The 13,474-nt window shown below is 61.7% G+C and carries 12 protein-coding genes; 11 read left to right on the forward strand and 1 reads right to left on the reverse strand.

Features of this window, described 5'->3' with window-relative positions; translation table 11 throughout:
- The 9 genes from V3C40_RS12775 to sorB all read left to right on the forward strand — a co-directional run.
- The coding region (locus V3C40_RS12775) for a thiamine pyrophosphate-dependent enzyme (RefSeq protein WP_331777619.1) at positions 1–448 on the forward strand (448 nt) is incomplete at its 5' end.
- A gap of 283 nt (positions 449–731) precedes the next feature.
- A complete protein-coding gene (locus tag V3C40_RS12780) occupies positions 732–1,148 on the forward strand; it encodes a nuclear transport factor 2 family protein (protein ID WP_072454822.1) in 417 nt (138 codons plus the stop codon).
- Between the two features lie 25 nt (positions 1,149–1,173).
- On the forward strand, positions 1,174–2,613 hold the full coding sequence (locus tag V3C40_RS12785; RefSeq protein ID WP_331777620.1) for an NAD(P)/FAD-dependent oxidoreductase: 1,440 nt from the start codon (positions 1,174–1,176) through the stop codon (positions 2,611–2,613).
- A gap of 114 nt (positions 2,614–2,727) precedes the next feature.
- A complete protein-coding gene (tauA, locus tag V3C40_RS12790) occupies positions 2,728–3,789 on the forward strand; it encodes a taurine ABC transporter substrate-binding protein (protein WP_331777621.1) in 1,062 nt (353 codons plus the stop codon).
- An 84-nt stretch (positions 3,790–3,873) separates the two neighbouring features.
- Positions 3,874–4,689 carry a taurine ABC transporter ATP-binding protein gene (locus V3C40_RS12795; protein ID WP_035828937.1) on the forward strand — a complete coding sequence of 272 codons (816 nt, stop codon included), beginning with the start codon at positions 3,874–3,876 and terminating at the stop codon, positions 4,687–4,689.
- 79 nt (positions 4,690–4,768) lie between these two features.
- Positions 4,769–5,563, forward strand: a complete 795-nt coding sequence (locus tag V3C40_RS12800) for an ABC transporter permease subunit (RefSeq protein ID WP_051959683.1) — start codon at positions 4,769–4,771, stop codon at positions 5,561–5,563.
- Positions 5,564–5,854: 291 nt separating this feature from the next.
- Positions 5,855–7,282: an amino acid permease gene (locus V3C40_RS12805; RefSeq protein WP_046683319.1), complete on the forward strand. Its 1,428-nt coding sequence runs from the start codon at positions 5,855–5,857 to the stop codon at positions 7,280–7,282.
- The gene (gene sorA, locus V3C40_RS12810) at positions 7,275–8,501 is read left to right on the forward strand and encodes a SorA family sulfite dehydrogenase catalytic subunit (RefSeq protein ID WP_331777622.1); all 1,227 of its coding nucleotides are present in this window, start codon (positions 7,275–7,277) and stop codon (positions 8,499–8,501) included. The genes V3C40_RS12805 and sorA overlap by 8 nt, the downstream gene beginning before the upstream one ends.
- A 10-nt stretch (positions 8,502–8,511) precedes the next feature.
- Complete coding sequence (gene sorB / locus V3C40_RS12815; RefSeq protein ID WP_331777623.1) at positions 8,512–9,126, forward strand: SorB family sulfite dehydrogenase c-type cytochrome subunit; 615 nt, start codon at positions 8,512–8,514, stop codon at positions 9,124–9,126.
- A gap of 25 nt (positions 9,127–9,151) precedes the next feature.
- Here the strand turns inward: sorB and V3C40_RS12820 are convergent, their stop codons facing one another.
- Positions 9,152–9,424, reverse strand: a complete 273-nt coding sequence (locus V3C40_RS12820) for a hypothetical protein (protein ID WP_331777624.1) — start codon at positions 9,422–9,424, stop codon at positions 9,152–9,154.
- A 1-nt stretch (position 9,425) separates the two neighbouring features.
- Here V3C40_RS12820 and V3C40_RS12825 point away from each other — a divergent pair, with 1 nt between their 5' ends.
- Positions 9,426–10,919 (forward strand): glycoside hydrolase family 19 protein, encoded by a 1,494-nt coding sequence (locus V3C40_RS12825; protein ID WP_331777625.1) that lies wholly within the window; start codon positions 9,426–9,428, stop codon positions 10,917–10,919.
- Positions 10,920–11,022: 103 nt separating this feature from the next.
- The gene (locus tag V3C40_RS12830) at positions 11,023–13,431 is read left to right on the forward strand and encodes a chitinase C-terminal domain-containing protein (protein ID WP_331777626.1); all 2,409 of its coding nucleotides are present in this window, start codon (positions 11,023–11,025) and stop codon (positions 13,429–13,431) included.
- Positions 13,432–13,474 lie beyond the last annotated feature (43 nt).

Below are 13,474 nucleotides of genomic sequence, written 5' to 3' on the forward strand. Positions count from 1 at the left end.
ATTCCCGACCATCATCGGCGCGAAAGTGGCGGCGCCGCACCGTCCAGCCGTGTCGTATGCGGGCGACGGCGCCTGGGGCATGAGCCTGATGGAAACGATGACCTGCGTGCGCCACAACATTCCCGTCACAGCCGTGGTGTTCCACAACCGCCAGTGGGGTGCGGAAAAGAAAAACCAGGTCGATTTCTACAACCGCCGCTTCGTTGCCGGTGAGCTCGACAACCAGAGCTTCGCGGAAATCGCGCGCGCCATGGGCGCCGAAGGCATCACGGTCGACAAGCTGGAAGACGTGGGCCCGGCCTTGAAGAAGGCGATCGACATGCAGATGAATGAAGGCAAGACGACCATCATTGAAATCATGTGCACGCGCGAGCTGGGCGACCCATTCCGCCGCGATGCGCTGAGTAAACCAGTGCGGCATCTGGATAAATATAAAGATTACGTTTGATTTGCTGGTGTTGTTGGATTACGCCCTCTGGGCTAATCCAACCTACGCACACGGATGGCGTGTGTGTAGGTCGGATTAGCCGGGCGCAAGCCCGGCGTAATCCGACACAGCGCTGTGACGAAATTCTCACACATTGTCACGGAAGTATCATAATTTCACTAAAGAATACAAGGCGTCCCGTTTTTTGAATTATTTGATTTGACAAGCCCATGCTTAAGGCTTAAATTCAATAAAAGACAAAAAACGGAACGTAGCGTATCAAAAACGATTTACGGAGACCACCATGAACCACCCTGTACCGCACACCGATGCCGTCACCACTGACTTCCTGCAAGCGTTCGGCGATGCCTGGAACCGCCACGATATCGAGGCCCTGATGGCCGCCATGGCCGACGATTGCGAATTCCATGCCGTGGCCGGCCCTGACTTGCTGGGCAAGAGTTTTATTGGCCGCGACGCCGTGCGCGCCGGCTTCGAATTGGCCTGGCAAACCTTCCCCGATGCCGCCTGGCTGAATCCAGAACACTTCGTCAGCGGCGAGCGCGGCGTGACGGAATCGACGTTTGCCGGCACCAAGGCGGACGGCACGCGCATCGAAGCGCGCATGGTCGACATCTTCACTTTCCGCGATGGCAAGATCGCCGTGAAGAATGCCTTCCGCAAGGATCGCCCACCGGTCGCTACCGGCAACAAAGCCTGAGCCAGCACGTTCACCGGGAATGATCATGAACAAACCTGTCGACACCCCATCTGACGTACTGGGCACCAGCACCGCCGCCCGCACGTCCTACGATCCCGCCTACGATCCGCTGGTGGCCCAGCGCCCCGGCCATGGCAATGCCTACGCGCCCACCTACTGGATCGGCACGGCCGGTGAGCCGCCCGCCGACGACGGCCCCATCACGCATGACATCGACGTCGACGTGGCCATCATCGGTTCCGGTTTCACGGGCCTGTCCTGCGCCATCTTCCTTGCCCAGGAACACGGCATCAAGGCGACCGTGCTGGAAGCGAACCGGGTCAGCTGGGGCTGCAGCACGCGCAACGGCGGCCAGGCGCAATGCACGACGGGCCGCCTGAAGCGCTCGCAGTGGATAGACCGCTACGGCATGGACACGGCCCTGAAACTGCACGCGGAAGTGTGCGACGCGATGGAAACGTTCAAGAAGATCACGGCCGACATCGATTGCGACCCGCAGCCGGGCGGCCACCTGTATATCGCCCACAACGCGAAAGCCATGCCCGCGCTGGAAAAAGAAGCCAAGATCATGCGCGAGATCTTCAAGTACGACGCACGCATCCTCGACGCCGACACCGTCAAGCGCGAATTCGTCGACGACAAGGAAGCGGCCGGCGCGCTGCACGAGCCGGAAGGCATCGGCATCCACGCAGGCAAGCTGGCGTTCGGCTACCTGCGCAAGGCCCGTGCGCTGGGCGCCAAGGTGCATCCGTCCAGCCCCGTGATGGGCTGGGAAACGCGCAACGGCGTGCATTATCTGCAAACGCCGGGCGGCGTGGTGCGTGCCCGTTCCGTGGCCGTGGCCACGGGCGGCTACACCTCGCCCCACTTGCATCCGCAAGTGAAGAACCGCCTGCTGCCGATTCTGTCGAACTCGCTCGTCACGCGTCCGTTGACGCCGGCGGAAATCGAGGCGTGCAACTTCCGCACCCACCAGGTGATTACGGATACGCGCATCCTGCGCCACTACTACCGCTTGATGCCGGACAACCGCGTGCAGATCGGCAGCCGCAGCGCCATCACGGGCGCCGACGCGCCGGACGACAAGTACAAACAGTTTTTGATCAACGATCTGCACCGCAAGTTCCCCGCGCTGACCGGCATCGCCATCGATTATTCGTGGTGGGGCTGGGTCGACGTCAGCCACGACATGATGCCGCGCATCGTGCAACCGGATCCGAAGCAATCGATCTTCTATTCGCTCGGTTACGGCGGCAACGGCGTCATGTATTCGGCGCAGGCGGGCCGGCGCATGGCCGAACGCATCGCGGGCAAGGCCAGCGACACGGGCTTGCCGATCTTCAATTCGAAACTGCCGTACCCGAACATGATGGAACTGGTCGAGTCGCAAGCGTTCGCCCCGTTCCGCCGCCTGGGCCAGCGCTTCCTGTACCGCTGGTATCACTTGAAAGATGAAGTTTTCTAAAAGCAGCACTGCAGTTCAAGTCGTCGCATGAGCTGGCATAGACCGGCCAGCGACGCCATCCGCAAGGATGTTATTGCCCGAACGTTCACACATAACAATAACTTGGAGTGAGACATGAACACAAATACGAGCAAAACCCCGAGCAAAACAGGTTTTTCAACGATGCGCCGCGCCGTCCTCGGCACCCTGGTGCTGGGTGCCGCCCTGGCTTCCAGCGGTACCGCCTTCGCGCAAAGCAAGGAAGTGACGATTGCCTATCAGGAAATCAACGGTCCCTTCCTGGTGGCGATCGCCAGCGGCGAAGTGGAAAAAACCACCGGCTATAAAATTAACTGGCGCAAGTTCGACTCGGGCGCCAAGGTAGCCACCGGCATGGCGTCCGGCGACGTGCAGATCGGCGTCATCGGCTCCAGTCCCTTGACGGCGGCCGTCAGCCGCGGCGTCGACCTGCAGCTGTTCTGGATCATCGACGACATCAATGAAGCGGAAGCGATGGTGGCCCGCAATGGCGCCGGCATCGCCAAGCCGACGGACTTGCGCGGCAAGAAGATCGCCGTGCCTTTCGTTTCCACCACGCACTTCCATACCATGTTCGCGCTGGAAACGTGGGGCATCAAGCCCACGGAAGTGAAATTGCTCAACATGCAGCCGAATCAGATCGCCGCCGCCTGGGAACGGGGCGACATCGATGCCGCCTTCGTGTGGGACCCGGCCTTGAGCAAACTCAAGCAAAACGGCAAGGTCCTCGTCACGTCCGGCGAATTGAGCAAGAAGGGCAAGGCCACGTTTGACGGCATGGCCGTCGAGCGCGCCTGGGGCGAAGCGAACGCCGACTTCATGGCCAAATTCGTCAAGGTGATGGCCGCTGCCGACGCCGACTACCGCGCCAATCCGAAGGCGTGGACCATCGATTCCCCGCAAGTGAAAGCCAACGTCAAGCATTCGGGCGCGGCCGCCAAGGACGTGGCCGCTTCCGTGGCCCTGTACGCCTATCCATCGCTGCAGGAGCAGGCGTCGCCAGCCTGGCTCGGTGGCGGCGCCAAGGGCGGCGTGGCGCAAGCCTTGCTGGCCACGGCGCAATTTTTGAAGGGCGAAGGCAAGATCGACACCCTGGCAACAGATTACGCCAAGTATGTGACACCCAGGTATGCACAGGCCGCCGGCCTGCTGAAGTAAACGTTGTGCGATGGCGCGCCTGCGGGCGCGCTGACTGAACAGAATGCGTTGAACTGAAGTGACTACACCTATGCGGGGCACATGATGGAAAATCTCTACGTCAAGGATGTCAGCGTGATTTATCCGGGCAAGACGGCCGGTGAACGCGTACATGCCTTAAATAATATCAATCTCACCATCAATAGCGGCGACTTCGTCGTCGCGCTCGGTGCCTCGGGCTGCGGCAAGACCACCTTGCTGAGCCTGATGGCGGGCTTTATCGCCCCATCCAAGGGCGAGATCATGTTGGGCAGCAACAAGGTGGAAGGGCCGGGTGCCGACCGTGGCGTCGTGTTCCAGAAACATGCCTTGCTGCCATGGCTGAACGTGATGGAAAACGTGGAATTCGGCTTGAAGCTGCAAGGCGTGGCTAAAGCCGTGCGGCGCGAACAGGCGGCAAAAAACCTCGCGCTGGTCGGCTTGAAGGACTTTCACGACAATATGATTTATCAGTTGTCGGGCGGCATGCAGCAAAGGGTGGGCATCGCCCGCGCCCTGACCAGCAATCCCGCCATGCTGCTGATGGATGAACCGATGGCCGCGCTCGATGCGCTGACCCGCGAAACCATCCAGGAGTTGCTGCTCGATATCTGGGCCAAATCCAGCACCATGTTTTTCTTCATTACCCACAGCGTCGACGAGGCGCTGTTCCTGGCGAACCGGCTGATCGTCATGTCGCCCCGTCCGGGCCGCATCACGCACACGTATGAACTCGATTTCAACAAGCGCTTCCTCGAATGCCGCGATGCGCGCGCCGTGAAATCGAGCCCGGACTTCATCAAGATGCGCGAAACGGTGCTCAACATCATTTATGGCGACGAACGCGCTGTCAATAAAGAGCTGGAGGTGTCCCATGCATAGCCCATCCGCCGTGGGATTTCCTCCCGCCAGCACCAAGCGCGCCGGCTTCTTTGGCCGCCTGTTCGCTCCCCGCTGCGCCATGCCCGGCGAAGCGTTCGGCGCGCCGGGGCAGGGCAATTCCAGCCGCATCGCTACCGTCACCGTCATCGCGGTGCTCTTGCTGTGGTTCGGCGTGACGGCCAGCGGCATGGTCAAGCCGCTGTTCCTGCCGTCGCCGCAAGCCGTCTATGAAAAGTTCATCATGGCGGCGACCACCGGTTTCGGCGGCGCCACCCTGTGGGAACACACTGTCGCCAGTCTGGTGCGTGTGTTCGGCGCCTTCGGCCTGGCCTGCCTGTTCGCCATTCCCATCGGCGTGATGATGGGCGTCAACCGCGTGGCACGCGGCATCTTCGATCCCTTGATCGAGTTCTACCGCCCGCTGCCGCCGCTCGCTTACTTGCCACTGGTCATCATCTGGTTCGGCATCGGCGAGTTTTCGAAGGTCTACCTGATCTTCCTGGCCATCTTCGCACCGATGGCCATCGCGGCCCGCGCCGGCGTCAGCTCCGTGTCGCTGGAGCAAATCCACGCGGCTTACTCGATGGGCGCTACCCGTTTCCAGGTCATCGTGCACGTGATTTTGCGTGCCGCGATTCCGGAAATCCTCACCGGCATGCGTATCGGCATCGGCGTGGGCTGGACCACCCTGGTGGCCGGCGAAATGGTGGCGGCCACGCGCGGCCTCGGCTACATGGTGCTCAGCGCTTCCGAGTTCCTGGCCAGCGATGTCGTGATCATGGGCATCATCGTGATCGGCTTCTTCGCTTTCCTGTTTGATTTGATGATGCGTTACCTCGAACGTACCCTCGTGCCATGGAAGGGCAAGGTGTAAGACGTTCTTGGGAGTGGCTCTTACGCCACAAGTGTTGCCGCCGCTCCCATTTTTTTAACCAGCAATAACCCAGCAATACCCCGTACTTACTCTCCAGCGCGCTTGCCCCTTGGCGACCGCGCCGGGCCGCTGCATTTCCAGATTGACTTATGGCATGCAGCCAACCAGACTGATTTGATGATGTATCGATGCTGCTTGACGGTGTTGCCTAAATAAAACAAAGCCGCGCGGCTGAAACATGCCGCAGCAGGCGAGGGCGCACCGAGCTTCAGATATTACTAGGAGACACAAATGATTAGCGAATCGCATAACAGTACCGGCTTGCAGCACTCGCTGAAGCAACGCCACATGAGCATGATCGCCATTGGCGGCGTGATCGGCGCCGGCCTCTTTGTCGGCAGCGGCGTCATCGCCAAGGCCGCCGGCCCGGCCGCCATCCTGTCCTTCCTGCTCACGGGCGGCCTGGTCGTCCTGATCATGCGCATGCTGGGCGAACTGGCTTCGTCCCTGCCCGTGGTCGGCTCCTTTTACGAATATGCGCGCCTGGCCTTCGACGACAAGCCGAAGGTCTCGAAATTCCTCGGTTTCATGAGCGGCTGGATGTACTGGTATTTCTGGGTCGTCGTCGTGGCACTGGAAGCCATCGCCGGCGCCAAGCTCGTCAACTTCTGGCTGCCCGACGTGCCGTCATGGTCGATCAGCCTGGTGCTGCTCGTCTCGATGACCATCCTTAACCTGTTCTCCGTGAAAGCGTTCGGCGAATTCGAATTCTGGTTCGCTTCGATCAAGGTGGTCGCCATCATCGTCTTCCTGTTCGTCGGCGCCCTGTTCATCACGGGCAGCCTGCCCAACAGCATCCCGACCCTGGGCTTTTTGACGAGCAACGGCGGCTTCATGCCCCACGGCTGGGGACCCGTGCTCAGTGGCGCCGTCGCCGCCACGGCCTTTTATTCGGGCGCCGAGATCGTCACCATCGCCGCCGCCGAAACGTCGGACCCGGCCAAGGCCATCGCCCGTGCCACCAATTCCGTCATCACGCGCGTGCTGATGTTCTATGTCGGTTCCATGTTTGTCGTCGTCTGCATCGTGCCATGGGATTCGCCAGCCATCGCCACGCCCTTCGTCAGCGCCCTGACCGTCATGAATATCCCGTACGCGGCCCACATCATGAACGCCATCATTTTGACGGCCGTGCTGTCGGCCCTCAATTCCAGCCTGTACGCCTCGTCGCGCATGATCTTTGCGCTGACGCGCCGTGGCGATGCCCCGACGGGCCTGGTCAAGCTGAGCAAGAACGGCGTGCCGATCCGCGCCATTTTGTTCAGCACCTTGTTCGCCTATTTCGCCATTGCCGTATCGTATGTGTCGGCCGACCTCGTGTTCCCCTTCATCGTCAATTCCTACGGCATCCTGATCCTGTTCGTCTACCTGCTCATTGCGATATCTCAATTGCGTTTGCGCCGCCGCCTCGAGCGCGAATGCCCGGAACGCATCAAGGTGCGCATGTGGCTGTTCCCCTACCTGACGTATTTCACCATCATCGCCATGCTGGTGATCCTCGGCGCCATGAGCGTGTCGTCCGATACGGAGCAGCGCGTGTCTTTCTGGTTCGGCCTGTTGAGCGTGGTCATCATGAGCGTCATGTACTACATCAAGAAGCTCGTCAACGACGATCGCAACGGCGACAACGAAGCCAAAGTGGAGCTCAAACATGTCTGACACGACCTTGTTGCCCGCAGGCCGGCGCCGCTTCCTGCGCACGACGGCCGCCCTGGGCGCCGCCGCCGTGGCGGGGCCGACCTTGGCCAACTCCGCCTCCGTCACCTTGCCGTTTGAAAATGGCGAGCGCGAACTGGTGGCTTTCCCGCAAAAGCGTCCGCTGATCCTGCTGACCAGCCGTCCGCCCCAGCTGGAAACGCCGTTCAGCGTCTTCAGCGAAGGCGCGATCACGCCCAACGACGCGTTTTTCGTGCGCTACCACTGGAGCGGCTTGCCCACCAGCATAGATGGCGGCAGCTACCGCCTTCGCATCGGCGGCCTCGTGAAGACGCCTTTGGAACTGTCGCTGGCTGAACTGAAGCAGTTGGCCGAGCCCGTCGACGTGGTGGCCGTCACGCAATGTTCGGGCAATAGCCGCGGTTTCTTTACGCCGCGCGCCAACGGCGGGCAGCTGGGCAATGGCGCCATGGGCAATGCCCGCTGGACGGGCATCCCTCTGAAAACCGTGCTGGAAAAGGCCGGTATCGCGGCCAGCGCCGTGCAGGTCGCCTTCAATGGCCTGGAAACGCCGCCCGTGGGCGACGGCCCCGACTTTCAAAAAGCCTTGTCCGTCGAGCACATCATGGCCGGCGACGTGATGCTGGCCTGGGCCATGAATGGCGAGGACATTCCTTTCCTCAACGGCTATCCGCTGCGCCTGATCGTGCCGGGCTTCTATGGCACCTACTGGGTCAAGCACCTGAGCGACATCACGGTGCTCGACAAGCCGTTCGACGGCTTCTGGATGAGCACGGGCTACCGCATCCCCGACAATGGCTCCGGCTTCATCGAACCGGGCACGCCCGTGGGCAAGACGACGCCGATCAGCCGCCTCAACGTGCGCTCTTTCATTACCAACGTGCACGATGGGGCGCAAGTGAAGGCGGGGCGCGACTTGGCCCTGCGCGGCATCGCTTTTGATGGCGGCCAGGGCATCAGCGAGGTGGCCGTGTCGGTGGACGGCGGCCAGACGTGGCAGGAAGCGAAGCTGGGCAAGGACCTGGGGCGCTTCTCGTTCCGCGAATGGACGATGGTCATGAAGGCGCCGCGCAAGGGCAAGCACGTGCTGATGGTGCGCGCCGTCAACCGCATCGGCCAGAGCCAGCCCATGAAAGCCCTGTGGAATCCCATGGGTTATATGCGCAACGTGGTGGAAACCACGCGCATCCAGGCAGTCTGAGGAGAACCATATGAAGATATTATTTGCCGCGCTGGCACTGTCGGCGGCGGGCGGCGCGTGCGCGCTGGAAATCCATTTGCCGCCGGAAACGGCGACCTACAAAGCCAGCGCATTGCCCGGCTACCAGCTGGTGCAGCGCAACTGCATGACCTGCCACGCGGCCCAGTATACATCGAGCCAGCCGCCCGCTTCGCCGCGCGCCTACTGGGAAGCGACCGTCAAGAAGATGAAAAAGCCGTTTGGCGCCCAGTTTGACGACGCGGACGTGCCGGCCATGGTCGATTACCTGGTGAAAACCTATGGCGTGGAGCGGGGCGCCGCAGCAGCGGGCGCGGCCGTCGCCAAACCCGTGGCAGCCGCTGTCCCGGCCGCCAGCGGCAAGGATGTCAAAACCTTGCTGGCGGCGAACGGCTGCATGGCTTGCCATGCGCTCGACCAGAAAGTGGTTGGCCCCGGCTTTGCGGAAGTGGCGGCCAGGTACAAGGGCAAGGATGGAGTCGCCGCCGTGGCGGCCAACATCCGCAGTGGCGGCACCGGCAAATGGGGGCCCGTGCCCATGCCGCCATTCAGCCAGCTCAGTGCAGCCGACGCGGCGGCTCTGGCGAAGTACGTGCTGAACCGATAAGTTCGTCCCGGACGCGCGGCAACCCTTAATACCACTTGCCGCCACCCATCTTGCGCGGTATTGCCCGCTGCCATGACGCAGCGGGCTTTTTTTTACCTGTTCCATTCGCCGCCGCATCGCTTGCGAACGCAGCGGTCAGCAGCACTGGTACTGTAAAAAACACCGTTATATAAAACCACTTGACTACCAATTTGGGGCGTCGCATTCTCTGTGCAGAAAGCCGATGCTTCGCTGTGCTTTCTTTACGTACAACATAAAAAGCTACTTCGATAGTTTTCGTATAACGTTCAGGAGACATTGTGAAGACACGGCAAATTAGCCGGCTGGCCTCGCCTTTGATGGCAGGCCTGCTGGGCAGCGCGCTGCTCGCTTGCGGCGGCAATTCCACCACCGAACTCCCATCGACCCTGCTGGCCGCCACGGCCGCCAGCGACAGTTGCGCGGCCTGGAGCGCCGCTGCCGTCTACACGGCGGGCCAGTGCGCCGTCTACGACGGCAAGGTCTACCGCGCCAAATGGTGGGTGCAGGGCACGGCACCGAACAACGACCAGTGGGGGCCATGGAGCCTCGATAGCAGCACTCCCACCCCGACACCCACCCCGACGCCAACGCCCACTCCGACACCCACGCCGACACCGACGCCGACACCCACGCCCACGCCGACACCGACGCCGACACCGACGCCGACACCGACGCCAGGCGTGCCCACCAAGGCCCAGGCCGAGGCGAACGAAGCGGCGCTGACGAACAACGATTTCTTCCGCAAGGTCAAGGCGTCGATCCGCACCTTGGGCAATACGGCCGTCGAGGCCGTGCAGCCTGGCCTGGCCAGCAATCCGCTCAACGTCAAGCGGGTCGAGCGCCTGCTGCCGGCGGCGAAGTGGGACTACTATTTTGCCGCGCGCGACGCCAGCTATACGTATCAACGTTTCCTGCAAGCCGTGGCCAAGTTCCCCGCCGTGTGCGACGACTACAGCGATGGGCGCAATGCGGACGCCATCTGCCGCCACAGCCTCGCCACCATGTTCGCCCACTTCGTGCAGGAAACGGGCGACCATAACGCCAGCAGCCCGCTGCCGCAATGGCGCCAGGGCTTGAAGTATTTGCGCGAACTGGGCTGCGACGAGACGGGCGCCGGCTGCGGCTACAACGTCGAGTGCGCCGACCCCGTCTTCAACAAGGTGTGGACCTGCGGCAAAAATGCAGACGGCAGCTTCAAGAAATATTTCGGCCGCGGCGCCAAGCAGCTGTCGTACAACTACAACTACGGCCCCTTCTCGCAAGCCATGCATGACGGCGACCAGTCCGTGCTGCTGAAGAACCCGGACCTGGTGGCCTCGACCTGGCTGAACCTGGCGTCGGCCACGTTCTTCTTTGTCTATCCGCAACCGCCGAAACCGTCGATGCTGCACGTGCTTGACGGCACGTGGGTGCCGAACGCGGCCGATACGACGGCTGGCGCGGGCAATAACTTTGCCACCACCATCATGATCATCAACGCCGAATGCGGGCAGGGCACGGAAAAGCAGGCCGCGCAAAACCGCATCGATTACTACAAGCAGTTTGCCGCCGACATGGGCTGGGATTATTCCGGCGAACAATTGTCTTGCGCCAACATGCAACGCTTCACCCCGGCCAGTTCCGCTTCCTACAACATCTATTGGGAAAAGAACTGGAGCACTGGTGGCGAGAACCAATGCCAGCTGGTCAGCTATCAAACCCCGTACAGCGCCTTGCTGGCGGGGAACTACGTGAAATGCGTGGAAGCCAACTGGAATGTGAAGTTGCAGTAGCAGTAAAGGCAGGACTAGCCAGCCAGGGATAACAGTTGACAAGAGCCCCTCGAGGGGCCTGCAACAGCTCTCGATGTAAAACCATAACGGAGACCAATACAACATGAAATCGAATGCATTATTGATGGCCCTGCTCAGCGGCGTACTCGTCGCTTGCGGAGGCGGCGGCCAGGACGGTACGACCGCCACCCCGAACACCTTGCTCGCCGCCGTCGAGGCGTGCGCCGTCTGGGATGCCGCCACCGTCTACACGGGCGGCCAGTGCGTGCTTTACCAAGGTGTCACCTACAAGGCCAAGTGGTGGACGCAGGGCAATGTCCCCAGCGCCGCCGACCAGTGGGGCCCATGGGCCGTGATGGATACGACGCCAACTCCGACGCCAACCCCGACTCCGACGCCAACCCCGACTCCAACGCCGACACCAACACCGACGCCGACGCCGACGCCGACACCGACACCGACACCGACACCGACACCGACACCAACGCCAACACCGACGCCAACACCGACGCCCACACCGACGCCCACGCCCACGCCCACGGCTTGCCGTCCGGACGGCCTGATCTCGGCCGTGCCGAATGTGCCGTATTGCAAGGTGTACGACGCGAATGGCCGCGAAGTGCTGAGCAATGGCTTGAACCGGCGCATCGTCGGCTACTTTGCCAGCTGGCGCACGGGCGTCGATGGCAGCCCCACGTATCTGGTGAATAACCTGCCGTGGGACAAGATCACCCACCTGAACTATGCGTTCGCCACCGTCGATCCGGCCACGTCGAAAATCGCCATCGGCAGCGGCGCCGCCAATCCCGATACGGGCCTCACGTGGCCAAACGTGCCGGCCGCTGCCATGGACCCGTCCTTGCCGTACAAGGGTCACTTCAACTTGCTGTCGCAATACAAGAAGAAGTATCCGGGCGTCAAATTGATGATTTCCGTGGGTGGCTGGGCCGGCAGCGGCGGCTTCTACACGGCCACGACGAACGCGGACGGCAGCATCAACACGGCCGGCATCAACACCCTGGCCGATTCCATGGTGGCCTTCGTGCGCCAGTACAACTTCTTCGATGGCGTCGACGTCGATTACGAACACCCGACCACCAACAATGAAGCGGGTAATCCGAACGACTTCGCCGTCTCGAAGCCGCGCCTGGCCGGCTTGATGACGAGCTACAACCTGCTGCTGAAAGTGCTGCGCCAGAAGCTCGACGAAGCGGCCGTGCAGGACAATAAATACTATCTGCTCACCATCGCCGGTTCCGCTTCGGGCTGGGTCTTGCGTGGCGAGGAAAACATGTCGGGATTGAAATATCTCGATTACGCCAGCCTGATGAGCTACGACTTGCACGGCGCATGGAACCAGTATGTGGGACCGAACGCGGCGCTGTTTGACGACGGCAACGATGGCGAACTGCGGGCCGGCAATGCCTATCAGTTCCAGAACATCGGCTACCTGAACACGGACTGGGCTTACCGCTACTACCGGGGCGCCATGCAGGCGGGACGCATCAATATCGGCGTGCCGTTCTACACGCGGGGCTGGAAGGATGTGACTGGCGGCACCAACGGCCTGTGGGGCACGACGCCGCTGATCAGCTCCACTGTCACGTGCGCCGGCACCAAGACCTGCGGCACGGGCGCAACGGGCATCGACAACGTGTGGTTCGATCTCGATTCCCAGGGCAAACCCACGCCGGGCGGCGGCAATCCGATCTGGCATGCGCTGAATTTGCAGAACGGTATCGTGCCGAGCTACCTGGACGCCTATAAAGTCACGGACAAGGCGCTGGTGGGCACCTATGTGCCGCATTACAGCAGCACCATGGTGGCGCCGTGGCTGTGGAATGCGACCAAGAAAGTGTTCATTTCCACGGAAACCACGCAGTCGATCGCGGCCAAGGCCCAGTACATCGTCAACAATAATATCGGCGGCGTGATGATCTGGGAAATGGCGGGCGACTATGCCTGGGATGCCACGCGCAATGGCGGCAAGGGCGAGTATTTCATGGGCACCACCCTGACGGACGTGCTGTACCAGGCTTTCCGCACGGCTGGCGCGTATGGCAACAAGCGCGCCGAAATCGCCATGCCGGGCACGGCGGCCAACGTCAGCATCACCCTCGGCGGCTGGAAGCTGGGCGACAGCAACTTCCCCATCAACCCTGTGATGACGGTGAAGAACAACACGGCCACGACCCTGCCGGGCGGTACCGTGGTGGAGTTCGACTATCCCGTCTCGGCGCCATCGGACATGAGCGACCAGTCCGGCTTCGGCTTGACGGTCATCAATGCCGGCTACACGGGGCCGAACAATATCGGCGGCTTCACGAAGAACTACAACCGGGCCCGCTTCGCGATTCCCGCCTGGCAATCGCTGGCGCCGGGCGGCTCCGTCGCGCTGACCTTGAACTACCGCCTGCCGATCTCGGGACCGGCCAACTACACGGTCACCGTGGGCGGCACCAAGTATGCGCTGACGCAGGAGTACCCGGAATTGCCGGTGGCCTTGCCGTAAGTTGAATCCGGTAGTGTAAACAGAGAAGGGCGGAACCGAGGTT

The organism is Janthinobacterium sp. LS2A, from assembly GCF_036543145.1.
GTDB lineage: Bacteria > Pseudomonadota > Gammaproteobacteria > Burkholderiales > Burkholderiaceae_D > Janthinobacterium > Janthinobacterium aestuarii.

What these genes read in the sequence shown, in the direction of transcription:
- V3C40_RS12805 (WP_046683319.1), top strand. Translation starts at nt 5,855, where the DNA reads ATGATTAGCGAATCGCATAACAGTACCGGCTTGCAGCACTCGCTGAAG.
- tauA (WP_331777621.1), top strand. Translation starts at nt 2,728, where the DNA reads ATGAACACAAATACGAGCAAAACCCCGAGCAAAACAGGTTTTTCAACG.
- V3C40_RS12780 (WP_072454822.1), top strand. Translation starts at nt 732, where the DNA reads ATGAACCACCCTGTACCGCACACCGATGCCGTCACCACTGACTTCCTG.
- V3C40_RS12830 (WP_331777626.1), top strand. Translation starts at nt 11,023, where the DNA reads ATGAAATCGAATGCATTATTGATGGCCCTGCTCAGCGGCGTACTCGTC.
- sorA (WP_331777622.1), top strand. Translation starts at nt 7,275, where the DNA reads ATGTCTGACACGACCTTGTTGCCCGCAGGCCGGCGCCGCTTCCTGCGC.
- sorB (WP_331777623.1), top strand. Translation starts at nt 8,512, where the DNA reads ATGAAGATATTATTTGCCGCGCTGGCACTGTCGGCGGCGGGCGGCGCG.
- V3C40_RS12795 (WP_035828937.1), top strand. Translation starts at nt 3,874, where the DNA reads ATGGAAAATCTCTACGTCAAGGATGTCAGCGTGATTTATCCGGGCAAG.
- V3C40_RS12800 (WP_051959683.1), top strand. Translation starts at nt 4,769, where the DNA reads ATGCCCGGCGAAGCGTTCGGCGCGCCGGGGCAGGGCAATTCCAGCCGC.
- V3C40_RS12785 (WP_331777620.1), top strand. Translation starts at nt 1,174, where the DNA reads ATGAACAAACCTGTCGACACCCCATCTGACGTACTGGGCACCAGCACC.
- V3C40_RS12820 (WP_331777624.1), bottom strand. Translation starts at nt 9,424, where the DNA reads ATGTCTCCTGAACGTTATACGAAAACTATCGAAGTAGCTTTTTATGTT.